20 protein-coding genes are annotated in these 24049 nt (G+C 58.1%); 5 read left to right on the top strand and 15 right to left on the bottom strand.

Annotated features, from left to right (window positions below; genetic code table 11):
* The first annotated feature begins 13 nt into the window (after positions 1 to 13).
* From Q1B27_RS13995 to Q1B27_RS13985, 3 genes are all read left to right on the top strand, one after another.
* On the top strand, positions 14 to 394 hold the full coding sequence (locus Q1B27_RS13995; protein WP_299848409.1) for an RNA-binding S4 domain-containing protein: 381 nt from the start codon (positions 14 to 16) through the stop codon (positions 392 to 394).
* A gap of 81 nt (positions 395 to 475) precedes the next feature.
* On the top strand, positions 476 to 814 hold the full coding sequence (fdxA, locus tag Q1B27_RS13990) for a ferredoxin FdxA (RefSeq protein ID WP_299848408.1): 339 nt from the start codon (positions 476 to 478) through the stop codon (positions 812 to 814).
* Between the two features lie 296 nt (positions 815 to 1110).
* On the top strand, positions 1111 to 1620 hold the full coding sequence (locus Q1B27_RS13985; protein WP_299848407.1) for a CarD family transcriptional regulator: 510 nt from the start codon (positions 1111 to 1113) through the stop codon (positions 1618 to 1620).
* A gap of 60 nt (positions 1621 to 1680) precedes the next feature.
* On the opposite strand, the gene cobS is transcribed toward Q1B27_RS13985, so the two are convergent.
* Positions 1681 to 2439, bottom strand: coding sequence for an adenosylcobinamide-GDP ribazoletransferase (gene cobS / locus Q1B27_RS13980; RefSeq protein ID WP_299848406.1), 759 nt, complete (start codon positions 2437 to 2439; stop codon positions 1681 to 1683).
* Between the two features lie 78 nt (positions 2440 to 2517).
* Here cobS and cobT point away from each other — a divergent pair, with 78 nt between their 5' ends.
* Entirely contained in the window at positions 2518 to 3534 is a 1017-nt protein-coding gene (cobT, locus tag Q1B27_RS13975) for a nicotinate-nucleotide--dimethylbenzimidazole phosphoribosyltransferase (RefSeq protein ID WP_299848643.1), read from the top strand.
* Here cobT and Q1B27_RS13970 read toward each other — a convergent pair whose 3' ends face one another.
* The 12 genes from Q1B27_RS13970 to Q1B27_RS13915 form a co-directional block, all read right to left on the bottom strand.
* Complete coding sequence (locus Q1B27_RS13970; protein ID WP_299848405.1) at positions 3535 to 5460, bottom strand: cation:proton antiporter; 1926 nt, start codon at positions 5458 to 5460, stop codon at positions 3535 to 3537. It lies immediately after the preceding gene.
* A gap of 128 nt (positions 5461 to 5588) precedes the next feature.
* On the bottom strand, positions 5589 to 8057 hold the full coding sequence (locus Q1B27_RS13965; RefSeq protein WP_299848404.1) for a hypothetical protein: 2469 nt from the start codon (positions 8055 to 8057) through the stop codon (positions 5589 to 5591).
* Between the two features lie 146 nt (positions 8058 to 8203).
* Entirely contained in the window at positions 8204 to 9499 is a 1296-nt protein-coding gene (locus tag Q1B27_RS13960; RefSeq protein WP_299848403.1) for an O-acetylhomoserine aminocarboxypropyltransferase/cysteine synthase family protein, read from the bottom strand.
* Positions 9500 to 9826: 327 nt separating this feature from the next.
* Complete coding sequence (locus tag Q1B27_RS13955; RefSeq protein ID WP_299848402.1) at positions 9827 to 10831, bottom strand: hypothetical protein; 1005 nt, start codon at positions 10829 to 10831, stop codon at positions 9827 to 9829.
* A 70-nt stretch (positions 10832 to 10901) separates the two neighbouring features.
* Entirely contained in the window at positions 10902 to 12413 is a 1512-nt protein-coding gene (locus Q1B27_RS13950) for an alkaline phosphatase family protein (protein WP_299848401.1), read from the bottom strand.
* 35 nt (positions 12414 to 12448) lie between these two features.
* Positions 12449 to 13453, bottom strand: a complete 1005-nt coding sequence (locus tag Q1B27_RS13945; protein ID WP_299848400.1) for an ABC transporter ATP-binding protein — start codon at positions 13451 to 13453, stop codon at positions 12449 to 12451.
* A complete protein-coding gene (locus Q1B27_RS13940; protein ID WP_299848399.1) occupies positions 13450 to 14448 on the bottom strand; it encodes an ABC transporter ATP-binding protein in 999 nt (332 codons plus the stop codon). The genes Q1B27_RS13945 and Q1B27_RS13940 overlap by 4 nt, the downstream gene beginning before the upstream one ends.
* Positions 14445 to 15587, bottom strand: coding sequence for an ABC transporter permease (locus tag Q1B27_RS13935; protein ID WP_299848398.1), 1143 nt, complete (start codon positions 15585 to 15587; stop codon positions 14445 to 14447). Before Q1B27_RS13935 ends, Q1B27_RS13940 begins: the two co-directional genes overlap by 4 nt.
* A 5-nt stretch (positions 15588 to 15592) precedes the next feature.
* Positions 15593 to 16597, bottom strand: a complete 1005-nt coding sequence (locus tag Q1B27_RS13930; protein ID WP_299848397.1) for an ABC transporter permease — start codon at positions 16595 to 16597, stop codon at positions 15593 to 15595.
* A gap of 114 nt (positions 16598 to 16711) precedes the next feature.
* On the bottom strand, positions 16712 to 18751 hold the full coding sequence (locus Q1B27_RS13925) for an ABC transporter substrate-binding protein (protein WP_299848396.1): 2040 nt from the start codon (positions 18749 to 18751) through the stop codon (positions 16712 to 16714).
* A 319-nt stretch (positions 18752 to 19070) separates the two neighbouring features.
* On the bottom strand, positions 19071 to 19964 hold the full coding sequence (locus Q1B27_RS13920) for a phytanoyl-CoA dioxygenase family protein (protein WP_299848395.1): 894 nt from the start codon (positions 19962 to 19964) through the stop codon (positions 19071 to 19073).
* Between the two features lie 15 nt (positions 19965 to 19979).
* The gene (locus tag Q1B27_RS13915; RefSeq protein WP_299848394.1) at positions 19980 to 20762 is read right to left on the bottom strand and encodes a hypothetical protein; all 783 of its coding nucleotides are present in this window, start codon (positions 20760 to 20762) and stop codon (positions 19980 to 19982) included.
* A gap of 128 nt (positions 20763 to 20890) precedes the next feature.
* Between Q1B27_RS13915 and argE the strand changes: the two genes are divergently transcribed.
* On the top strand, positions 20891 to 22054 hold the full coding sequence (gene argE, locus Q1B27_RS13910) for an acetylornithine deacetylase (protein WP_299848393.1): 1164 nt from the start codon (positions 20891 to 20893) through the stop codon (positions 22052 to 22054).
* 104 nt (positions 22055 to 22158) lie between these two features.
* Here the strand turns inward: argE and Q1B27_RS13905 are convergent, their stop codons facing one another.
* Positions 22159 to 22278 carry a putative transporter small subunit gene (locus Q1B27_RS13905; protein ID WP_299848392.1) on the bottom strand — a complete coding sequence of 40 codons (120 nt, stop codon included), beginning with the start codon at positions 22276 to 22278 and terminating at the stop codon, positions 22159 to 22161.
* A gap of 21 nt (positions 22279 to 22299) precedes the next feature.
* A complete protein-coding gene (locus Q1B27_RS13900; protein ID WP_299848391.1) occupies positions 22300 to 23982 on the bottom strand; it encodes a sodium:solute symporter family protein in 1683 nt (560 codons plus the stop codon).
* Positions 23983 to 24049 lie beyond the last annotated feature (67 nt).

The following is a 24049-nucleotide window of genomic DNA, read 5'->3' as shown; positions in this document are numbered from 1 at the left end:
GGGTGCCCAAGGCGTGAACGTATCGCCTGAAAAGCTCCGGTTGGACAAGTGGTTGTGGCAGGCGCGGTTCTTCAAGACCCGCAGCCTGGCCGCGAAAGAGGTGAGTGCCGGTCATGTCCGCGTGAACGGCACCCTTGTGAGCAAGCCCGCGCATCAGATCGGTGAGAGCGATGTGCTGACCTTTCCCCAGGCGCGGGTGATCCGTGTGGTGCGTATCGTGGCGTTGGGTACCCGGCGCGGCCCGGCCCCCGAGGCACAGGCGCTCTACGAAGACATGACGCCGTCCGCAGAAACGCCAGCGGATGAGAAAAATCTTCCATCCGCGCCGCGATACGAAGGAAAAGGACGCCCAACCAAGAGAGATCGCCGTAAACTCGATCTGAATAAGCCCTGAAATCACGCCGGGCGCTTGATTGATCCCTGTCACTGGATTAGGTGAGGCGCAGCGCGACCATGATCAAGACATGAGACCAAGATGACCTATATCGTCAACGATAGCTGCATTGCCTGTAAATACACCGACTGTGTCGAGGTATGCCCCGTGGATTGTTTCTACGAAGGTGAGAACATGCTGGTCATCCATCCCGACGAGTGCATCGACTGTGGTGTGTGTGAGCCGGAATGTCCCGCCGACGCCATCCGCCCGGATACTGAGCCGGATATGGAGAAATGGGTCGAGTTCAATCGGAAATACTCGGAAATGTGGCCGGTCATCATCACCAAGAAAGACCCGCTGCCCGAGGCCGAAGAACGTGATGGGGAAGACGGAAAGCTGGAGAAGTATTTCTCGGAAGCGCCGGGCGAGGGCGGCTGAGGCAACTGAAACGATTCGTTCAGTTTGGGTTCTGAAAGCCTCAAATCGTTGTAAATAGAGCGCTTTAAACCCCTTATTTGCCGCGCCGGATGGCAAATGAGACGCTGCCAGACTTTCGCAAGCAGCGTTTTTATGTTATATTACTGTCGTAAATGTAGATACCTGCCAGATATCCATCTGCCCGCACCGCTGTTCGGGGATGGATTTCTTTGCGCCAAAACGTACCTGTTAACGGCCTCGCGCCTGTAACTCGCATCGGTGCCGGAACTGGCTTCACCCGCATGAGGAAGATCTGAATGAGCAAGTCTAAGAAGTTCGAGTTTCGGCCCGATGATTATGTCGTATATCCCGCGCATGGGGTAGGCCAGATCGTTTCGATCGAAGAGCAGGAAATCGCCGGCATCACGCTGGAGCTTTTCGTGATCTCGTTCGAGAAAGACAAGATGACTTTGCGCGTCCCCACCAACAAGGCAACCGAAATCGGCATGCGCAGCCTGTCGAGCCCGGATGTTGTATCCAAGGCGATGACCACGCTGAAGGGCAAGGCCAAGGTGAAACGCGCGATGTGGTCGCGTAGGGCGCAGGAATACGAACAGAAAATCAACTCGGGCGATTTGATCGCGATTGCCGAAGTGGTGCGCGACCTGCACCGCACCGATGATCAGCGCGAGCAAAGCTATTCCGAGCGTCAGCTTTATGAAGCCGCGCTGGAGCGTCTGACCCGCGAAGTGGCCGCCGTAAGCGGTGGTGACGAAGTGCAGGCAACCAAGCAGGTTGACGAGGTTCTGGTGTCGCGCGCCGCGTAAGACACGTAACACTGCAAGAAAAGGCCGCGTCCGATCCCGGGCGCGGTTTTTCGTTTTGTGCTAGGTTAGCAGGCTGAAAAGCACGACGACTTCGCTGATTTGTTGTGTGGCGCCCAGAATATCGCCGGTCTGGCCGCCGATCTTGCGCCGTGCGATCATTGCGATGGCCCCGCAAATCATCCCGGCCCAGAGCGCTGCCCAGATCGCGCCTCCGCCGGTCAAAAGCAGGGCGGCGGCCAATGCTATGGCCCAGGCAATCGCGGCGCTTGCGCGCGAAGTCGATCCGACGCTGTGCGACAGGCCGGTGTCGCGGGCATGGGGCAGGGTGGCCATCAGGCTGGGCATGGTGGCGCGCGAGAGCATGCAGGCGGCAAGAAGGGCGGCCACGGCGGCCGCGATGCCGGTCTGGAAAAGCAGCCAAAGCGCGATCCACCGGGCAACGGTGATCACGATCAGGGTCAGAACGCCGTAAGTTCCGATATGGCTGTCTTTCATGATCTCAAGGCGCTTTTCGCGGGTCCAGCCGCCCCAGAGCCCATCGGCGGTGTCGGCCAGACCGTCTTCGTGCAGGGCGCCGGTGACGATGACCAGTGTTGCAAGACACAGCAAGGCAACGGCGATATCCGGCAGGCCGGACCAATGCGCCATCACACCAACCAGTGCAGCAATGCCGCCGACGATCAGGCCCACAATCGGATAGGCCCAGGCGGCAGCACCCCCACGCGCCGTATCGCTGACCCGGACGGGCAGGCGTGTCAGGAGGGCGACAGCCTGCGCAATGTCGGAAAGCCGCACCAGATCCGTGTCGTTTTTTACCATTACCTGCGCCTTTTCAGCTGTTGCCTGCTGACGGGCCTGCGATACACAGACGGCAGATAACATGCAATGAGCAAGCCGATGTGCCAGGATTTCACCACTCTCGCCGAATTTGCCGGTATTTTGCGCAACCTGCCCGGCCCGGATGAGGCGGCAGGGGCGGCAGCAGCAGCACGCAATGCCCAATTGACCAAACCCCCGGCGGCGCTTGGCCGGTTAGAGGACCTGGCGCAGTGGTATTGCAGTTGGCGGGGGGATCCGCAGCCCCGGATCAACCACCCGCAGGTGATTATCTTTGCGGGTAATCATGGTGTGACGGCGCGGGGTGTCTCGGCGTTTCCCGCGGAAGTGACGGCACAGATGGTCGAAAATTTCCGGCATGGCGGGGCCGCGATCAACCAACTGGCGCAAATCTTTGGTGCGCGTATGGATGTGCATGCCCTGTCGCTGGAGACGCCTACAGCGGATTTCACCACCGGTCCGGCGATGGACGAGGAGGCGGTCATTGACGCGTTGCGCACGGGATGGAACGCCGTGGATGCCGAATGTGATCTGCTGGTCACAGGTGAGATGGGGATTGGTAACACAACCAGCGCCGCCGCCATTGCATTGGCGCTTTTTGGTGGTGACGCACAGGATTGGACCGGTGCGGGAACCGGCTTGGGGGCGGATGGTATCGCGCTGAAATCGCGGATCGTCGCCGAGGGCGTAGCATTCAACCGGTCGGCGCAGCGAAATGGCCTGGAGGCGCTGCGCTGTCTGGGGGGGCGCGAATTGGCAGCGATGGCTGGCGCGATCACGCGGGCGCGTGTCATGCGTATCCCGGTCATTCTGGATGGGTTTATATGCAGTGCGGCAGCAGCTTGTTTGCAGGCGGTTGATGCATCTGCGCTGGATCATGTGGTTGCTGGCCATCAAAGCGCCGAGGCGGCCCATGCCGCACTGCTGGACAAGATGGGCAAGACCCCGCTTCTGGCGCTGGAGATGCGTCTGGGTGAAGGGTCCGGCGCGGCGCTGGCGATCAGCATATTGCAAGGCGCGATCGCTTGCCATTCCGGCATGGCCACTTTTGCCGAGGCGGGCGTTACAGACGGCTGATTACTTTTCCTTGGCGGCTTTCTGATCTGCCACCGCCTCTTCCAGCTGCGACAGCAGCATGGTTTCAAGGTCTTTTTCCAGTTCCAGCGCGCGCTCGATATAGGCGGTGTTTTCGATGGTCGGAATGTCGGGGCTCCACAATGCGGCAAGCTCTCGGACCGATTGCCTGTCATGCTGGTAGAAGGCGGTCTCCAGTTGAGAGGCCTCGAATTCGGTCAGGCCCACGTTTTCAAGCACGTAGCGACCGGCGCGCAGGGAGCTGTCGAAAAGTTCACGAACGATGTCATTGGCCCCCGCCTGATATAGCCGGAATACATGGGTGCGGTCGCGCGCGCGGGCCACGATATGCAGATCGGGTCGCTCGCGGCGGGCGAAGGTGACGAGCCGGATCGCGGCCTCGGTATCGTCGAGGGCCACGACCAGCACCTTGGCCTCTTTCAGCCCGGCTGCCAGCAGAAGCTCGGGGCGTGAGGGATCGCCAAAGAAGCCCTTGACGCCGAAACGCCGCATCCGCTGGATGGCACCCAGATCATGATCCAGTACCACCGTGTCGAAGCCGCTGGAGCGTACCAGCCGGTTGACGATCTGGCCGAACCGGCCGATCCCGGCGATGATCACCGGGCCTTCGTGGTCGATCTCATCGGGTTCATGATCTACAGCGGCTTCTTCCATCCGGTGCGACAGCCAGTCGTAGAGAATAAAGAGCAGTGGCGTGATCAGCATGGTCAGGGCGACGACCAGCAACAGCAATTCGGTCATTTCGCGTGGGATCACATTGGTCTTGGTCGAAAACGAGATCAGCACAAAGCCGAATTCACCCGCCTGCGCCAGTGATAGCGTAAAGAGCCAGAGGTCGCGCCCGCGCAGTTTGAACATCCGCCCCAACATATAGAGTATGGCGCCTTTGAGCAGGATGATGGCAAGGGCCAGGCCCACGACGATGACGAATTCCCCGAAGAGAACCTTGAAGTTGATGCCTGCGCCGACGGTGATGAAGAAGAGCCCCAGCAAAAGGCCCTTGAAGGGGGCGATGTCGCTTTCCAACTCGTGCCGGAATTCGCTGCTGGCCAGGACCACCCCTGCCAGGAATGCGCCCAATGCGGGCGAAAGCCCCACGAGGTTCATCAGGAAGGCGATGCCGACGACGATCAGCAATGCCAGCGCCGTATACATTTCGCGCAGCCGTGCGGCATGTATGAACCGGAAGACCGGGCGTGTCAGGTAGACCCCCGTCAATACGATGGCGGCGACGGCCCCGATGGTCACCAGGGTGACGCCCCATCCGGGCAACCCTTCGACAAGGGACAGCGCGGCCTCATGCGTGGCATTGGCGCCGTGGCCGTCGTCTGTTGTTGCTGCGCCACCGCTGTGGATACGTTCCAGCGCGCCCTCAAGTACGTCTTCGGGGCGTTTCGGGAGGGCAAGGAGCGGCAGCAGCGCCAGCATCGGGATCACCGCGATGTCCTGCGTCAACAAGACCGAGAAGGCCGATCTGCCACCGCCGGTCTGCATCAAGCCTTTTTCCGACAGGGTTTGCAGCACGATGGCGGTCGATGAAAGGGCAAAGATCAGACCGATGGCCAGCGAGACGCTCCAGACCTGACCAAGCACCATGGCCCCGGCCATGACCACAACCGTTGTGATGAAGATCTGAAGCCCGCCGAGACCTATCAACCGGTGTCGCATGTCCCAAAGGGCTTTGGGTTCCAGCTCCAGACCGATCAGGAACAGCATCATCACCACGCCAAACTCGGCAAAGTGCTGTAATTCCTCGGTTTCGTGGCCCACAAGGCCGATGATCGGGCCGATCAGAATGCCGGCGGCGATATAGCCCAACACCGATCCAAGGCCCAATCGTGCTGCCAGCGGCACCGCGATTACCGCGGCGGCCAGATAGATCGAAGCCTGGATCAGAAAACCTTCCATCCCAATATCCCTCTATGGCGATCAGACCGAAAGCAGCATGTTTCGATGTGGTGTTGTTTTTATTACTGTCGCGACACGGGAAATTGTATTGGGTTCTAACGCAATTACAAGATGTAGCGCGGTGTTGTTTATCCCCGCGGCATTTTCAGGATCACGTTGCGCCCGCTTTTCCGGTATCTGAGTTCGCTGTCGCCAATCGCTGACACCTTGCCACCATCCAGCCGATCGCCAACCTTTACCTTGCGGTAACGGCCGTTCGACAGGCGCACAAGGGCGCGGCGACTGTTGGGGGTGCCGTAGACGCCGATCAGGTTGATCTTGCGCATTTTCAGCACGTTTTTCTGTGTGGCTTGCCGGGCCACGCTTGTCGCGGTCGGAATTCTGGGCGTAACGCGCTGTGCCGCACTGACGGCGACCGCGGTTTCGCCACCGTCTGTGCTGCGTTGCACGATGTTGTCGAAATTCCGTGGGCGGGTGTTCGGCTTGAGCGACGAGGCGACCGCCTGCGGCATGGCGCTTGCGATAGTGGTTTCGGTTTCAACGGCTTCTGAGACCGCGCTGTTCACCGCATCAAGGTCGATGAAGGGTTGAACCGCGGGTTCGGTCGTGGCAGCGGCGGTTTGCGGGGCGGTTTGTTCCGCGCGTTCCTGCGCGCTTTGGGGACGCAGTTTGGGACGCAGGCTGGCAAGTTCGTTCAGCGTTCGACCGCTGAGATTGCCGCGTTCATTCTGTTCGCTCAGATCAACGGGTCTGGTTTTCGGGCGGAAGGCAAGCAATCGCTGCACCTCGGGGCCATCTGGTTCGACGACGTCTTCAACGATCTCGCGTTTGGGCATTGCGGGTGGCGTCTTTGGCGGGCTGCCCGCATAGATCAGGATGTCATCCGGTGACAAGGCCCCTTGCGGTGTCGCAACCACCAGTCCGCGTTCATCAAGTGCGAATGTCGTGCCGGCACGCGCCGGAGAGTTTGGGGTTTGCGGGCGTTCATCGGCTGCCCAGCTGCCGGGGTCGGGCAGGGCGACCGCGTCCTGAATGGTAACGGCACTGTCGATCGAGGTCAGGTAGAACGCATCGAGACTGCCAGCGACAGGGGCGTCGGGTATTCGTGGTGCCATCAGCCAGATACCGGTGGCGGCGTAGCGTGCGCGCGCCTCGTCGTCGGTCAGTTCGGCTGGTTTCGGCTGGCTGAGAGTGCCACCCAGCACGCCGTCGATTCCGTCCTCGGGCTGGGCAAGTGAGGCAACGACATCGCCCTCTTCCAGGGATGTTTCAGAGTTTTCGGTCGCGGTATCTGGCAGGGCGGGGACGTCGGCGACGATGATTTCGGGGTCATCGCGGAAAAAGCTTGCGATCTTGTCATCCAGAAAGACCGAAGCCCAAACCGCCACGCCAGCCAGAAACAAGAGCAGGATCGCGGTCAGGATCAGTGCCAGATATTTCGGTTTGCCGCCCACCGTTTCGGTTTCGCGCGCGCCGAAAACAGTCATGCGCTGCTGTTCTTCAATCGACGGATTGCCACGTCTTGGAGCTGTAGCGGCGGCTGCCATCACCGGTGCCACCCGACGAGAAGTGAATGCGGTGTGATCCGTCGGCGCCTCGGGCACAAATTCAGGCGGCGAGGGCGGGATGCGCGCCCGGTTGGCGGCGCTGATCACCGGTTCAGCGGGCTGCGCGCGCTCGGTTATGTCGTCCGGGTCACGGGGCAGGCTGTCCGACACAACCTCGGCTGATGTCGGGACGGGCGTGAAGTGCCGCGCGACACCTTCAAGCCTGGGCGCTGTTGCAGGGGCGTCGCTGCGATGCGCCCGGATGCTTGAGAACGCGGTCGCGTCAGGCTTGACGGGATCGGCGTCGAGCTCAATTGTCTCGGTCTCGGTCTCGGTCTCGGTCTCGGTCTCGGTCTCGGGCGCTTTGGGGGGATCGTAGACAGCTGCGGGTTCGGAAAATCCGGTCGCTTTTTCCTTGTTTGCTACGGTCTGGTCGAAATCAGAGGGGGCAACAGGCTCAGGCTCGGCCGGGTCGCTGACCGGTTCGGGATCCGGCAGTTTTGCCGCGCCGATAACGCGCACGGGAACAGGGTCACGCTCGACCGCTTCGCCGTTCTGCGCATATTCACCGACACAGGAGGTTTCGCCAAAAAATGGCTCGCCCGAAAAATCGCCGTTTTCGGGCACGGCGACGAAACTGATTGGGTTGAACTGATGTTCTTTCGCGAAGGCCTCGGCCTCGCGCAGGGTTTCGCGGGCGACAGCGGCAATAGTGACAGCACCGTCATCCTCGGCCCAGTCGAAAACCAGATCTGCGAGCGGATAGGGTGTCGCGCCGTCCAGATTTTTTTCCACCAGACCAGGCAGGTCTTCAGGCGTGGCATCGGTGGCGTCAAACTGGACATATCTGATTTGATCGTTGGGGATCACAAGCTTGCTGCGCACCCCGGAAGGATCAAGCGCTACGGCCTTGTCGTGCAGTCGTCTGAGCTCACCTGGAAGGTCGCTGTTGTCCAGACCGATTTCGCCCACAAGATGCCAACCGGGAAAGGCCCGGTGCAACAGGCCGATCCCCTCGAAGGACAGGGTTAAGGCAAAATTCGGTTTCATGGTCAACGCTCTAACACCTAGGCAGGACCTGCGGGAGATCAACTCGTACTTACCGGAATTTACAGCAGTTCACCGCCGAGGCAAAGAAAAAGCCCCGCCGCCCCGGGGAAAGATGGGGCGACGGGGCGGATCATGGGCCGGTAAGGTTATGACGCGGCCTTGGTCAGGGCCTGATCCAGATCGGCAATGATATCGTCGAGATCTTCGATCCCGATTGAAATCCGCACGACATTCGGGCTGGCCCCGGCCGCTTTTTGTTGTTCGGGTGTGAGTTGGCGGTGGGTGGTGCTGGCCGAGTGGATGATCAGCGATCTTGTGTCGCCCAGATTGGCCACATGGCTGAAAAGTTCGAGGTTATCGACCAGTTTGACGCAGCCGTCATAGCCGCTTTTCAACGCGACGGTGAAAAGCCCGCCCGCGCCCTTGGGACAAACGGTCTTGACGCGTTTGTTATAGGGCGAGGATTTGAGACCCGCGTATGTGACCGCTTCGATCCGGTCATCCTTTTCCAGCCATTCGGCCACCGCCTGCGCGTTTTCGCAGTGGCGCTGCATGCGCAAGCTGAGGGTTTCGATGCCCATCAGCGTGTAATGCGCCGCCTGCGGGTTCAGGGTCATGCCCAGATCGCGCAGACCGATGGCGATGCCGTGGAAGGTAAAGGCCAGCGGGCCGAAGGTTTCGTGGAATTTCAGCCCGTGATAGGCGGGTTCCGGTTCGCTGAGCGAAGGGAATTTATCGCTGGCGGACCAGTCGAATTTGCCAGAATCCACCACGACGCCACCTGTGACGGTGCCATTGCCCGTGAGGTATTTAGTCAAAGAATGCACGACGAGCGTGGCGCCGTGTTCGATCGGACGGCAGAGATAGGGCGTGGCCGAGGTGTTATCGACGATAAGCGGGATGCCCGCATCGTCGGCGATTTTGGCCACTGCCTTGATATCGGCGATATGGCCGCCCGGGTTGGCGATGGATTCGCAGAAGACCGCACGGGTATTTTCATCAATCGCGCCTCGGATTTCATCCGCGTCGTCGATATCGACGAATTTCGCCTCCCACCCGAAGCGCTTGATGGTCTGACTGAACTGGGTGACCGAGCCACCGTAGAGACGGGTCGAGACCACGACGTTGCGCCCCGGTGCCATGATCGGGAAAAGTGCCATGATCTGCGCCGCGTGGCCGGATGAGCAGCAGACCGCGCCGACACCGCCTTCGAGCGTGGCAACGCGTTCCTGCAATACGGCGACCGTGGGGTTGGTCAAGCGCGAATAGATATAGCCGACTTCCTGAAGGTTGAACAAAGCCGCGGCATGTTCGGCATCGCGAAACACATAGGCTGTTGTCTGGTAGATCGGGGTCTGGCGCGCGCCGGTTGCCGGGTCGGGCCGGGCGCCCGCGTGGATTTGCAGCGTGTCGAAGCCAAATTCGTGAACGCGATCGGACATTGGAATATCTCCCTGTAAAACTTTCGCTACAGGGTTAGGGTAAAGCGGAAATCAGGACAACCGCTGTTTTGTCGACGCTTAGTCGCCGAAAGTCACGTATTTCTTCTCGCCCGTTTCCGGGTCGGTCACTGGTATTGGTTGACCGCAGGCGGTCAGAAGCAGGGCAAGTATAGGCGCGGCGAGCAGTTTATTCATTTCAACCTCTTTGATGTTCAACGTGTCTCTGAACTTAAAATACGCGAATGGCGTGGTTTTGAGCCATACCAGACGGTCTGGACAACAATACGGCGAGATTTTGTTAATGGCGGCAGGTCGGTAAGATGGCCATCAGCGCATCCAGAAACCGTTACGCTTGATCGTATTGCGAATGGCCTGTTCCTTGCGGGGCAAGTTTTCGCGGTCGAAAAGTGCGCGCACCTTGTGGCCGCGTTCCTGGTAGATCATCCGCTTGATCGGATCGTATTTCTTCAGCACTTTCTTGATCCAGTTGGGGGCGGTGACCGCTTCAAGCACCTCGACCACATGGTCGTTTTCGCGAGCATATAGCAGCGGCAGGATGCGGTAATGGCAAGTGATGTCGCCGTCCAGCAGACCGTCGGGCAGGGTATCGCGCCCGCCGCCCAGGGCATGGATGACCAGCGGCAAGGCAACCTGATCCAGCCAGGGGTTCAATTCCTGCACGACCAGCTCGGGCGGCGGGGTGTCGCGGATCGCCAGCGCGTAATCGAGGAACCGCTGGCCGAATTCGTGCGGGCATTTGTAGAAGAAGAACCCGGCGTTGAAATAGAGGTAGCGTTGCCAGTACTCGTCAGGCCAGCGATCATCCAGTGAGCTTTCGAAATCCAGCCCGACCAGATCATAAAGCGATTTCCAGATTTGGGTGTAGCCGGGGCCGTAGAGTTCGAGCTTGGGCCAGGTGCCTTCGCGTCTGAGCGAGGCGGTGGGACGGTCGAAATCAAACGGAACGCTGGCGATATCCCCCGTCACCAGCGTATCGGTGTCGAAGAAGACGAACGGTTCACCCTTGGGCAGGGCAAACAGCGCCTCGATTTTATTGCCATAGGGGTAGGATTGGCCGAAATACCTGTTTTCAAAAGGAATAACTTCGATCCCCAGACGCTCCATCAATTCGTGCGTGTCGTCGCCCCGGAGCCGCGGATCGTTGTCCCATCGCGGACCGGGCTGCGGTTCGGCCACGATCAGGCGACCCGCGAAATCGGGGCTCATGGCACGCAGGGAAGCGGCGAAGATGATCGCCTCGTATTGCAATCTGCCGCCCTGACCAACAACCACGATGTTGTAGGGGTGTGAAATTCCTGCCTGCCCGGCCATGTCCCGTCGCTTCTGCCTTACTGCCTGGCGTTACTATACGGTTTTATGCGCGGCAAAGAAGAGGGCAGTTTCAGCGACCGGTCACCGGGCCGGCATCGGTGATCATTGTCTTTGACAGCGTCGTGTCGGGATGCCGCATGCGGTGGCTGAGCAGCTTTTGCGTCATCGCCAGTAGGTCGCTTGCATACTTGGGATCAGCGGCGACGTTACGCAGCTCTCCTTCCGCCTGATGATCAAACAGCACCGGCGGCAGATTACCCGCGAAATGCACCAGTGTCAGGCGGTCGGTTCTGAGGATGGACATGCTCGCCTCGGCCTCGCTGAGCCCCAGTTCGTTCTGCCAGATCGTTAGGGTGAGCGGATCGCCGAAATCCAAGTCGGAATAGCTTTCGCCGCGCCAGCCCTTTGGGTTTTCACCTTGCAGGAAAGGCATCAGCGAGTGGCCATTGACCGATGTTGGCGTGGGCTCCCCGATCCAATCCAGCAGCGTTGGCATGACATCGACCGACTCGGTGAAAGCGCTGACGGAATTGCCGTGCTGGGCGGTATTGCGGGGGTCGCGAATGATCAGCGGCACGTGGTAGGCCGCGTCGTAGAAGGTCATCTTGCCCCAGGAATTGTGATCCCCCAGCATCTCGCCGTGATCTGCGCCGACGATCAGCAAGGTGTCGTCATATTGTCCGGTCTCTTTCAGGTAGCGGATCACGCGGCCGATATGATGATCGACCTCGCTTGCCAGGCCCAGATAGATCGCGCGCAGGGATTGGATGGTTTCTTCTGTCGCTTCAAGGTCATCGAAACCCTGCACGAAATCCCGTGGGGTGACACGCTGTTTGGAAATCTCGTGGAAGGGGTGAGGCGCATCGCCGGATTGGCGCGGCAGGGGCAGGTTGGCAGGGTCGTACATCCGGTTGTAGGGCGTGGGCGCAACAAGCGGTGGGTGCGGGCGGATATAGGTCAGATGGGTAAACCAGCTCTGGCCCTGCTGGACGCGCAGATGGTCCAGACAGCGATCTGTCAGGAAGGCGGTGTCGCTATCCTCGGCCTTGTAGAAAGCTGGATCGGTGAGCGTCCGCGGCTGATCCTGTGCTGCGTTAGGTACATAGAACCTATCGTAATCCGGCAGGTCATAGCCCTTGCCTGCCAGGTAAGCCCGCCACGGATAGGAGTCGCCCGAGCGCATTTCCACGATCTCGTCAAAGCCCGGCATGGGTTGTTCGTAGCTGTGCATCGCCGGGTCTGACGGGTGATGCATGCGTGGATCAAGCGTGGTGTCGGTATAGCCGAAGAGCAGCGGCTGATAGCCGGCCTTGCGCGCCTCGATGGCAAGGTTCGGCGTGTCATGCCGCAGGGGCGTGCCGTTGCGCACAGAGCGATGGTTCTTGGCGTATTGACCCGTCAGGATCGAGGCACGGGATGGCCCGCAGGGATTGACCACAGAATAGTGGCGCCGAAACGTCACCGCCTCGGCCATCAGGGCGCGCAGATTTGGCAGGTCGACATGATCGGCCAGCACGCCGTGCAGTAGATCGGCACGCAGCTGGTCGATCAGGATGAACAGCACGTTTTGAGATCGCGCCATATCCGGTAATCCTTATCTTCGAGATGGAATTGCTGTCAGGCGATGGCCTTTTCACTCAGCTCCTGCCAGTGGTGGCAGGATACGGCGTGGCCTTCTTCGCAAGTATCTAGCGAGGGTTCTTCGCGTTTGCAGATATCTGTCGCGAACGGGCAGCGGGTGTGGAACTTGCAGCCCGGCGGCTGGTTGGTGGGCGAGGGGATTTCCCCTTCGAGTTTCTGCGCCGTACCGCGATCATCGGGATCAAGCGAGGGGATCGCCGAGAAGAGCGCCTTGGTATAGGGGTGGCGCGCATTGTCGAATAGCTGTCGTGTCGGCGCGCTTTCGACGATACGACCCAGATACATCACCGCGACATGATCACAGGTATGGGCCACGACGCTGAGGTCGTGGCTGATGAACATGAAGGTCAGGCCCATCTCGCGCTGGATGGATTTCAACAGGTTCAGCACGTCGGCCTGGATCGACACATCAAGGGCGGCGACGCTTTCATCCGCCACAATGAACTGCGGGCCGGAAACCAATGCGCGGGCAATCGAAATCCGTTGCCGCTGCCCGCCGGAAAAGGCGTGGGGAAAGCGGCGCAGGTGTTCGAGGTTCAGGCGGCATTTTTCAGCGATTTCGCGGACGCGGGCATCGGTTTCATCGCGTGTCCTGGTGATCCCCATCACTTCGAGCGGCTCGGCAATGATGTCGCGTACGGTCATGCGCGGGGACAGCGCGGCGTAAGGATCCTGAAAAATCAGCTGCGCGCGTTTGCGATAATCCTTCAACTCGGGCCCGGCGAGGGTGGTCAGGTCATACTGGACCTCGCCATCGTCGTAATTGGCCTCGCCCCTGGCGATCGGAACGGCCTTCAAGAGGGCGCGTCCAAGGGTCGTCTTGCCCGAGCCGCTTTCCCCGACCACGCCAAAGAACGATCCGCGCGGAATGTCGATTGAGATGCCATCGACCGCCTTGAGAATCTGCTTGGTAAAGAGGCCGCCACCGATCTTGAATTCGACCGACAGGTTGCGGGTTTTGATGAGGGGGTCTTCGCTCATGCCGCTTCTCCTCTGACGGTACAAAGATGGCAGGCGGTGCGGTGGTTTTCACCGGTATCGGCCCACTGCGGTACGTCACGCTTGCAGATGTCGCCGATGATTTTGGGGCAGCGCGTATGAAACACGCAGCCCGAGGGGCGCTCAAGCGGCGACGGGATATCACCCGCGACTGGCGTCAGAGGTGCTTCGAGATCATCGAGTTTCGGCAGTGCGTCCAGAAGTCCCTGCGTATAGGGGTGTTGCGGGCGGCGGATCACGTCGCGCACTGGGCCTTGTTCGATCATCCGTCCCAGATACATTACCGCCACCTTGTCGGCGGTCTGGGCGACCACGCCTAGATCGTGGGTGATGAAGATGATGCCCATGTGAAATTCATCCACCAGATCCTTCATCAGGTCGATCACCTGCGCCTGGATGGTCACGTCAAGCGCCGTCGTGGGTTCGTCCGCGATCAGCAGCTTGGGTTTGGTGCTCAGCGCCATTGCAATCATGGCCCGCTGCCGCATCCCGCCCGACATTTCAAAGGCATATTGCCCAAAGCGGGTAGAGGCGTCAGAAATGCCGACCCGGTCCAGCATTTCAATCGACAGTTCCTTGGCCTGCGCCTTGGACATGTCCGAATGGATCAGCAATTGTTCAACCATCTGCTTGCCGATTGTCATCGCGGGGGCAAAGCTTGCCATCGGCTCCTGAAAGATCATCGAAATGGCCCCGCCGCGCACAAGCTGCATCTCGCGCGGGGATTTCAGTGACATGACGTCGATTGACTGGTCATCCAGATTAAGCGTGATGTTGGTTTCGGGCGCATAGTGCGCGTTGCCGGCATTGAGCTTCATCAGCGCTTTCGCGGTCACCGATTTGCCCGAGCCGCTTTCGCCCACCAGCCCCATGACCTCGCCGGGTTCAAGCGAGAATGAAACATCGTCCACGGCGGTGATCCGTCCCTCATCCGTGTCGAATTGGAGCGTCAGGTTTTCAACGGTCAGCAGGCTCATTTCTTGGCCTCCGAATAGGGGTCGGCGGCGTCACGCAACCCGTCACCTACGAACACAAAGGCCATCACCAGCGCGATGAAGAAAATCACCGGGATGAAGTACCATTGGTAGTTCAGAAGAACGTCAGCACTGGTGGCTTTCTGTAGCATCACGCCAAGCGAGCTGACCGGGTCTTTCAGGCCCAGCCCGATGAATGAAAGCGCGGTTTCACTAAGCACCATGTAGGGGAAAGAAATCACCAGATCGACGATGATGTAGCTGGTGAAACTGGGCAGCAGGTGACGGCGGATCACGTGGCCGGGTTTGGCACCGCAAAGCTGGGCGGCCAGCACGTATTCCTGATTGCGTTCGGTCAGCAGATGGGTGCGGACACGTCGCGCCAGGGTGGGCCAGCCGATGAAGCCCAATATGAGTGATATGTAGAAAAACCTGGCCTCCGCCGTCATTTCGGGGGGCATGAAGGCCGCCACCGCCATGAAGAGCGGAATTGCCGGGACCGTTCGGACCGCATCGGTGATCATCTGTATGACCCCGTCGATCCAGCCGCCGTAATAGCCGGAAACCCCTCCGATGATGAGGGCGAGAACAAAGGCGATGAAGACCCCGATGGACCCTACTTTCATTGAGGTCCAGATCGCATGGAGCGTTCGGGAGAAGATATCCTGCCCGTCCTCATCAGTTCCAAAGAGGTGGATTTTACCACCTTCGACGCCGAAGAGGTGGGTATCCATGTGGATCAGGTCAAAGAGGTGATAGTCGTCGCCCTCCACAAAGAAATTCATGTAAAGGCGCGTGTCTTCGTCAATCGTTGTCACCCAGCGAAAGTTTGTCGCCATGGAGCGTTCGCGCTTGACCGCGTGGATGAAGGGACGGGCGGAACATCCATTGGAATCGCAGAATTGCGGTAATTGCGGCGCGCCGTTGGTGTAATCCTTGTCGCGGCCCGCAATTGTCGGGTCATAGGGCGACAGGAACGGGGCGAAGATACCCGACAGGATCAGCGCCACCAGAATGACAGCGGCGATAAGTGCGGCACGCTGTTTCTTGAAGCGTGCCCAGATGAGCTGCCCCTGCGAGGCGGTGAAATAAGCCTCTTTGGCCTTCTGATCCTGCGTGTTGTCTGTGGTCACATCGGTCATGGCGGTTACCTCAGAATGCTTTTACGGACGCGCGGGTCGATGACGGCCAGCAGGATGTCGGTGAAGAAGTTGAGTGTGACGATGGATGCGGTCAGCAGGAAGATGATCGCGCCCGCAAGCTGCTGGTCATTGGATCTGGCCAGGGCTTCGATCAACAATGCGCCGGCTTCTGTCAGGGTCAGGATCAACGCCACGATGGGCAATTCGTTAAAGATCCGGTTGAGGTCAAAACCCAGTGAGTTGACGATGGGGCCCAGGGCGTGCCGTGCAGGGTAGCGCCATAGCAGCTTGCGGCCATAGACGCCGCGGGCAGCCGCGGCGGTTACATAAAGCTTGCCAATCTCATCAGACATCAGCGCGCGCACCGTTTGCAGGGCAAAGGCAGTGGCCGACCAACCCAGGATGAAGATTGGCAACCAGGCGTGTTTCATGAGGTCGACAAACTTGTTCCAATCCCACGGGGCATCGCGGTATTCCTTGCTGAATAGACCGGTGAGCGTTTCCCCGAACCATATGGTCGAGACCAGCATGATCATCAGCGCCAACAGGAAGTTTGGCATCGCGAGGCCCAGATAGCTGAAGAGGCGCAGGCCGTTGTTGAGGAAGGGGTTGTTGGAGGCGGCCGAGATGATGCCGACCGGAATGGCAATGGCGTAGGCCAGGGCCAGAGAGGCAAGGCAAACACCGAGCGAGAGCCAGAACTTCGCGCCAAGAAGTTGGGCGATGTTGACCCTAAGAATACAGCTGTCACCGTATTCGCCCTGAAAGGCGTTGACGATCCAACTGGCCCAACGTGTCAGAAAGGGACGGTCCAGACCAAGGCGCTGACGTTCGATTTCGATGTCTTCCAGCGAAATGCCGGAGCCTTGGGTGTTCTTGAAGGCAAGATAGCGTTCGGCGCAATCGCCTGGCACAAGTTCCATCAGCGTGAACACAACCAGCGATACGATAATCAGCGTCGTCATCGCCATCATCGCCCTGACCATCACGAAGCGGCCGAATTGTAACATGTTCCCGTTCCGTATCTGCGTTTTTGATCGCTTTTTGGCGCGATCTTCAACGCTTTTGCGTGAGGACCGCGGGCGACATTGGCCGCCCGCAGTGAGGTACGAAAGAGCTGTCGGTTATTCCGACAGCCACCACTGCGACGCCCGATACGGGTACGTCCGGTAGTATTCGTAGGACCAGGTCTTGAACTCGGTAAAGTTCTGCAGCTTGTTGCTGGCATAAACTGGCTCGGGTGCTTGAACGGTGCCGATCAGCACAAGGTTCTCGACGATGCCCTGAACCAGCGCATTGCCCAGTTCCCCAACCTGGTCGGAACCCGGAGTTGCCGACTGGAACGCGTCGATGTCAGCGGCAAGCTGCTTCACGTATTCCGGCGGTTCAACGCCCTTGGCACCATCGGAATCCAGCCATTCACCCCAAAGCATCCCGGTGCGATGTTCGAAATACGTTCCGAAAGGCGCCCGGAAGAAGGTGTTGAGGCCCAGGTGGATCGCCAGAGGCGCACCATATTGCCAGAGACCGACATCCAGTTTGTTCGACGATTGCGCCGAGCGATATTCGTCCGGTGTCACCTCTTTTACGGTCGATTCGATGCCGACATCAGCCCAGTACTGGCTGACCAGTTCCACGACCTGTCCGGAAATGCCCTGGGTCGAGTAGTTCATTGTCAGAACCAGCTTGTCCCCATTCGGCAATTCGCGGAAGCCATCGCCATCGGTGTCTTTCATGCCAATCTCTTCCAGTGCCGCCTTGGCAGCATCCGGGTCGAATTCTGACTTGTAGCTGCTCCACTTGGGATCAACAAAATCAGGCGTTGGCAGGAACGGTGCGATCTGGCTGGGTGTGCCCTGACCGAAATACGCCACTTCGTTCAACTCGTCGCGATTGATCGCAACTGACATCGCCTCGCGGAAGCGCAGATCACCAAAGACAGCGCGTTTTGCTTCGTCCTCGGCTGTCAGGTTGAACGAAAACGCCGGCATCGCGACGGTTGGTTTCAGCTGGATCGAATATCCACCAGCTTCCTGGTTCTCAAGCAGGATCGGAGCCGATTCCAGGCGGACGGACTGTGATTTATAGTCAATCTCGCCGTTCACGAGCTTGAGGATCCGCACCTCTTTGTCGTTGATGTAAACTTCGTCCTGTTCGCTGATGTAAGGCAGCTGCTGACCGGAAGTATCAACCTGGTGGAAATACGGATTGGCAACCAGCTGGCGCCCCTCTGTCGTATCATTGATGTAGATATGGCTTTCCAGCGTGGGAACGGTGTTCTTTGGCAGACCGTCCACCAATTCCGGTTTTGACAGCATCGGAGTGGGCGTGTCCGTCCAGTCCGAATTACCGTAATACGCCTTGATCGCATCGTAGCCGTTTTCAAAGCCGAGGCTTTGGGCGTAGCTGTCTGCATCCGCGTTAAATTCCGGATGGAATTGCCCCAGGAAATGCTTGGGTTGGAAGCCCTGAGCATATGAGGTCGCGAAATGCGCCAGTAGGCCGGGCTTCGGCGCGGGCAGGTTAAAGACAACAGTTTCCTCGTCGGGCGCATCGACAGTCATCGGCGCGCCACCGACGGTCACATAGTCTTTCGGTTTTTCAAAGATGTTGGTGTCCAGCATCAGATTGTCATGCCAGAACTTCACGTCCGCAGAGGTGAATGGCGCACCATCCGACCACTTGTGGCCTTTGCGCAGCTTGAATGTCAGTTGCGTGTAATCATCGTTCCATTCCCAGGATTGGGCGATATTGGGCACGATGGTCTGAAGGTCATCCGAGTAGCGCACCAGATTGACGTGGCGTACTGAAAGGAAGTCCGATGTCCCGGCCTCGGTCGCGTTCGACAGCACATCCAGCGTGCCGCCGTATTGACCAATCGAGTCGTAGGGAACCACGACCAGCGGCTCTTGCGGAAGGCGATCAGCCAGTGCCGGCAGGTCGCCATTGCCTTTGATCTTGCCATTCAGCGCGTCGATATTCGGGTTGGTTGAAAATTCCATCGTGCAGCCCGCGGCGCCCTGGAATTCAGACAGGTCGTATTGCTGCGGGTAGGCGCCTGCGGCGACACCTTGCATGTCCGCAACGGTAATTGCCGGACAATTGGCGTAGGCGGCCACCGGCAATGCGATGACGGCTACTCCTGATAACAGTAGTCTTTTCATATTTCCTCCATTGGACGTTTAGTCAGACAAAGGGGGATTGGCGCTTGTTATTAACGTTATGATGACAGCCACCCCCAGATTTTTTGTTTTTGTATTTCCCCCAGTTATAGCCCGGTGCTGCGATTCAGCCTCTGGTGGACGACACTAGGGCAGAAAACTACAAGGCTACAATCGTATAATATCTATGATAACCAAAGAAAAACCTATAGAAAAAATTCGACTGGAGTCTGGCCATTGCCAGGTGCGCCGCGAGTTGGCGTTATTGCTGCAATCTTAAATAGAACTCACCACTTAGGGGCAGGCGTTAAACCTTTGGCTGCTATCGCTGCGCCGCCTTATCCTGTTGGTGTTCGAAGATAGAGGTGTAACCGCCAGACCAATCGGGAGGCAGCCGCATATCCAGTGGATCATGATGCGAAAATCGTGCTTCGTTGCCACGCACGACATGGCCATAATGCGAGGATTTATATGCGGGTGCAGTATAGGGCAGGGCGTCGCATGCCGCGAATCCCACGATCAGAACCGGACGTCCCCGCGGGCTGAGATTGGCGCGCGAAGCGTGCAATGTTGCGCAATGGTGAACCGTGACCGTACCCGCTGGTCCCGTTAGATCAACCGCACGCTCAAGCCCTGCATCGCCAAGCCGGTCGTCGGGTATATAGCCCAGCCAATTATCCTCGTCATCGTAGTGGTTATAGATTTGGCCCTTGTGACTTTCAGGAACGACTTGAAGTGGGCCTTGTTCCGGACCGACATCGTTCAGGCAGACCAGAAACTGCGCAACGGAAAGATTGGTCAGAGGGTAGAAGGGTATGTCCTGATGCCACTTCACCTCTTGCCCGCCACCGGCCCATTTGATGTTGATCATGCATTCGCGGAAGCGCACGTCGGGCCCCATAAGATCTGCCGCCATATCCGGGAGGTTACTCTGGGTGCAGAACTCCCAGAAGACCGGGTCAAGATCATCCAGAAACGAGATGCGGCGCAGGCGGGGTGTATCGGCGCTGTGTCCGGCTTCAAGATCAAATGTTCCGTCCGATTGTGTCAGGATCCGCGAACGGTCGACCTGTGCATCAATGGCCGCGTTCAGCCTGACCAGCCACTTCTCGTCGATAACGTTTTTGCGGGCGATATACCCTTGGTCAAAGAAGAACTCGCGCTCTTGCTGGGTAAGAACCCGTGCCGGGTGGGATAGAACATCCTTGGAACGCATTCTGAAAATCCTTGTCTAGGTCGGGTGAGAGAGATGAAGCAATTTCCCGTAATTAGCGATTTCGCCCTGGTATCCAGACCAGCGCAACGACTGCCAGATCATCGCCTGATTGGCGGTGACAACGGGTTTCCCAATGGTATCTTCGATCTGCTGAATGACATCGACGGCGCGAATGGCCGTGCACGAGATGAAAAGCGCATCTGCATCGGGCTGGTCAGCTTCGAGCGCCGCGTGAAAGATCGCCTCAGTCGGCAGGGCAGCCATGACCTCGTTATCTTCGATGTGAAAGGAAGTGAACGCGCGAACATCCTTGCCATTCTCGACCAGATGATCGGCAATCGCGTGGTTCACATCCTCAGTGTAGGGTGTCAAAACCGACAGCCTCTGTGCATCCAGTCGCCGGAAGGCTACCATCGCTGCCGTGATCGGCGTGACGACTTTTACCTCCGCTCGATTTCGACAGATGCGAGCGCTGACTTCTTCATATCCCATCACTACTGTACCCGACGTGCAGGCATAGGCGATTACGTCAAGCTGTCCATCCGGCACCAATAGCGCCGCTGCGTCGGAAATATGTGGTGCCATTCGTGGCAGTGTTTCCAAGGTGCAATCCTGGCTGTTCTGCACCCTGCTGGTAAAAAGCGCCACGTCATCGCTGGGGCGCATATTGATGAAGTCACGCTCGGTCACGTAATCATTCGACAAAACGATCAGGCCAATCCGGTGTTTGCCCGGCCCTTTGTCGGTCTGATATGTCCCGCTGACAGGGGTGGAGGTGAAGGGGGGATAGCTCTCCATGAGAAAGAGACTTCCACGATCAAATGCGCCTGACTAGCGTGTTAGCGACATCACATATTTTAGGTTAGGCGAATCGAGCGTCGCCGCTATAGGGTCCGTTCGGTTGGAGTGCTTCATGGGGCTTTTACGTGGCTGATACACTGAATTCGGCGATTGAAATACTGGAAAACCTTGTTGGGTTTGACAGTGTATCGGGCAGGCCAAACCAGGCGATTGTCGGGTACATCAAAGACACGCTTGAAGCGCAGGGCGTCGATGTCATTCTCAGCTATGATGTTGATGGTGAACGGGCAAATGTGTTTGCCACGATCGGACCCAGGATTGATGGCGGTATCGTGCTGAATGGCCATACCGACGTGGTTCCGGTTGAAGGTCAGGATTGGGCCAGCGATCCCTTCAAGTTAACCCGTATTGATGACCGGCTTTATGGGCGCGGATCGGTCGATATGAAGGGTTTTCTGGCATGTGTCATGGCCTCGGTCCCGGTGTTTCAAGCGGCCCAGTTGACACGTCCCATCCATATCGCCTTCACCTATGACGAAGAAATTGGCGGGCTTGGGATGCCAGTGCTGCTGGATAGTATGGAGGCGTTGGGATGTAAGCCGTCGGTTGTCATCGTGGGGGAACCTACAGAAATGAACATCGTGACCGGTCACAAAGCCGGTGACGAGATGCGTACCGAGATTACAGGCCACGAGGTGCATTCCAGCGATCCCCGCGGCGGTGTCAGCGCGATTTCAACGGCGACGCGCCTGATTGCCAAGATTGAGGAGATAGGTGCGCGGCTGGCGGCTGATCCTGTGCCCGGTTCACCCTATGATCCGCCCTACGCGACGTTCAATATCGGCACGATTGAGGGCGGGGCGGCCCGAAACGCGACTGCAGGATGGTGTAATTTCGATTGGGAGTTCCGCGGTATGCCGGGGCAAGATAGTCGTGCCATCATTGGGGAGATCGAAGATTTTGCTGCGCAAGAACTGCTACCGGTGATGAAGGCTGTTAGCCCAAAAGCAGATATCAAAATCATTACAGAGGTTGCGGTGCCGCCGTTGGATGATCGCAACGCTGCGCGCGCGGCGGCCTTTGTGAGTGAGATTACGGGGCAAAACAGTCAGAGCGTCGTCTCATTCGGCACAGATGCCGGGTATTTCAGCGATAAAGGCCTGTCGACGGTCGTTTTCGGGCCTGGAACGATCCGCCGCGCCCATGGGGCAGATGAGTATATTGAAGTAACCGAGTTGCAGCAGGGGTTGAATTTTCTCAGAGCGGTCGCAGAAAAACTCGCTTGCTGAGCGGTCAGAAATGCGCCCTCGCGAAACGGGAAATCGCGAGGGCGCTTGCGCTTAGGGTCCGGGCCTTCAGCGCTTGGCCAAGGTGGGAGGCCTCGGCCGATGTGTTACACGACCTTCTTTCCGTCTTTTTTGGCCTGACGCAATTCGCGCACAAACGTAGTGACAATCAGGGCTAGAACGACCGCGGAAATCAGTGGCCATATCAGGATGTAAAGTGTCAGCATTGGTTTATTCCTTTCATTTTATCAGGCGTTTTTCAGGCGCTCATCTTCTTTACGAACAGCCGCCATCGCGGCGTCATCGTCAAAGCTGGTGACGCGCTCGTTGATCAGGTCGAAATCAAACTCTTCCTTGCCCATCAAGCTCAGCGCTACACAGATAACCGTGCTGGCGCCATAGGCGGTCAGCGATCCTAACAGGACAGTGTAGTCCCGAAGAAACCCACTGAAGTAGAAAGCACATGCCACAAATCCAATGACACCCACCAATAGTCCAACGATGCGTCCGAAGAAGCCGAAGGCCATTAAGGCCAGAACCACACCACCACCTACTGCGGCGACAAGTTCGAAAAACCCACCAAAAATTCCACTGAGCGGTAGGACTTCGAAACGCACGATTGTGAACAGGACAAGCCCGCCAAGCACGGCCCAGATGAATGCCGTATTGGTAACTCTGTTCCAGTAACAACTGGCGATCACAGGAAACACGATAGCCCCCCACAGAGCACCAACGAATACCAGCATCACCAGGATATCGAGCGAGAAACTCGCGAGGATCAGCCCGGCCACGGTGGCCACGATCATTGTCAGGCGACCCAACAGCAGCATCTTGCGTGGGTTTGGATTGCCCTTGGCCAGATTACGGCCATAGATATCGGTCATCATGATCGCCGACAGAGCGGATAAATCAGAATCTGCCGTAGAAGATAGCGAACCGATCACCAGGATGAAGAAAAGCGCGATCATGAACGGTGGCAGGTAGGCTGACGCCATCTGTGGGATAAGGTTATTCAAGTCACCTTCATGTGGTGCCACGCCAAGCAGCAATGCCATCAGACCTAGCATACCCAGACCAATCACAATCGACCCATAACCTAGTGTTGCCGTGATAAAGGTGGGTTTGATTAGGTCCTCGCGCACAGCGAATAGACGCTGAGCTATTGTTTGATTGCCGATGGCGTAGGCCAGTACCGCCACGAAGAAGGGCGCGCCCTGTTCCAGAATTGCGGTGGTCGAGAAGAAATCGGCCTGCTGTTCTGTAATGATGGCAAAACCGTTACTCAACGCCTCACTACCGCCCGCGCTGAAATAGACCCATGGGATGATGACGACAGCAATGGACATCATTGCAACCACTTGGGCAAAATCGGTTAGGATGGATGCTCGGAAACCGGACCAAAGCGTATAGGATAGCACGCCAATACCGGCGATTAGCACCCCCGCCTGGAAGGATAGCGGTGATAGCACAGATACAAGTGCACCTGCCGCAGTGAAATTCACCATCAGGCTGATCACGCTGCCAAAAAGGTTGGAAATTGCCAGGATCAGCTGGCTGCCGGATCCATGCCGTGCATGCATGATCTCGGCCAGGGTATGGGCGTTTGGTGCAAGTTTCCTGAACCGCAGGCCAAACGGATATATGAAGAGGATCATTAACGCCCCCCAAAACCCATAGTGCATTGGCCCGGACAAGCCGTAGTTGTAGCCCGAGATTGCCGCGCCATAAAAAGACGCCGCCCAAATCCACGTCGCGGTCATGCTTGCGGCTGAGATGCCAAAGCCGACCTCGCCGCTTGAAACCATGAAGCCGTCAACGCTCTCTTCTTTTTCATTGACGAAAGTCGACATCCAAAAGGTGCCACCATAGAAAAGTGCCAAGAGGATTATGACGGTAACTGTAGAGAACTGAAAAAATACCGGATCAGACATTGGAAGTGCTCCCCGTTGTTCGATTTCCGGCAGGCTTGTGCCTACTCTGACGCGCGACGGGCGTTAA

Origin of the sequence: uncultured Roseovarius sp., from assembly GCF_947489715.1 — a bacterium.
In the GTDB taxonomy this organism is placed as follows: Bacteria; Pseudomonadota; Alphaproteobacteria; order Rhodobacterales; family Rhodobacteraceae; genus Roseovarius.
The sequence above is the reverse complement of the archived record's forward strand: the minus strand, read 5'-3'. Positions and strand labels throughout refer to the sequence as shown.

Bases quoted from the DNA above. Each gene is read 5' to 3' on its own strand.
- Q1B27_RS13955 (WP_299848402.1), bottom strand. From the start codon at position 10,831: ATGGCCGGGCAGGCAGGAATTTCACACCCCTACAACATCGTGGTTGTT.
- fdxA (WP_299848408.1), top strand. From the start codon at position 476: ATGACCTATATCGTCAACGATAGCTGCATTGCCTGTAAATACACCGAC.
- Q1B27_RS13925 (WP_299848396.1), bottom strand. From the start codon at position 18,751: ATGAAAAGACTACTGTTATCAGGAGTAGCCGTCATCGCATTGCCGGTG.
- cobS (WP_299848406.1), bottom strand. From the start codon at position 2,439: ATGGTAAAAAACGACACGGATCTGGTGCGGCTTTCCGACATTGCGCAG.
- Q1B27_RS13940 (WP_299848399.1), bottom strand. From the start codon at position 14,448: ATGAGCCTGCTGACCGTTGAAAACCTGACGCTCCAATTCGACACGGAT.
- Q1B27_RS13900 (WP_299848391.1), bottom strand. From the start codon at position 23,982: ATGTCTGATCCGGTATTTTTTCAGTTCTCTACAGTTACCGTCATAATC.
- Q1B27_RS13930 (WP_299848397.1), bottom strand. From the start codon at position 16,597: ATGTTACAATTCGGCCGCTTCGTGATGGTCAGGGCGATGATGGCGATG.
- Q1B27_RS13905 (WP_299848392.1), bottom strand. From the start codon at position 22,278: ATGCTGACACTTTACATCCTGATATGGCCACTGATTTCCGCGGTCGTT.
- Q1B27_RS13965 (WP_299848404.1), bottom strand. From the start codon at position 8,057: ATGAAACCGAATTTTGCCTTAACCCTGTCCTTCGAGGGGATCGGCCTG.
- Q1B27_RS13935 (WP_299848398.1), bottom strand. From the start codon at position 15,587: ATGACCGATGTGACCACAGACAACACGCAGGATCAGAAGGCCAAAGAG.
- Q1B27_RS13960 (WP_299848403.1), bottom strand. From the start codon at position 9,499: ATGTCCGATCGCGTTCACGAATTTGGCTTCGACACGCTGCAAATCCAC.
- Q1B27_RS13950 (WP_299848401.1), bottom strand. From the start codon at position 12,413: ATGGCGCGATCTCAAAACGTGCTGTTCATCCTGATCGACCAGCTGCGT.
- cobT (WP_299848643.1), top strand. From the start codon at position 2,518: ATGTGCCAGGATTTCACCACTCTCGCCGAATTTGCCGGTATTTTGCGC.
- Q1B27_RS13985 (WP_299848407.1), top strand. From the start codon at position 1,111: ATGAGCAAGTCTAAGAAGTTCGAGTTTCGGCCCGATGATTATGTCGTA.
- Q1B27_RS13945 (WP_299848400.1), bottom strand. From the start codon at position 13,453: ATGAGCGAAGACCCCCTCATCAAAACCCGCAACCTGTCGGTCGAATTC.
- Q1B27_RS13970 (WP_299848405.1), bottom strand. From the start codon at position 5,460: ATGGAAGGTTTTCTGATCCAGGCTTCGATCTATCTGGCCGCCGCGGTA.
- Q1B27_RS13920 (WP_299848395.1), bottom strand. From the start codon at position 19,964: ATGCGTTCCAAGGATGTTCTATCCCACCCGGCACGGGTTCTTACCCAG.
- Q1B27_RS13915 (WP_299848394.1), bottom strand. From the start codon at position 20,762: ATGGAGAGCTATCCCCCCTTCACCTCCACCCCTGTCAGCGGGACATAT.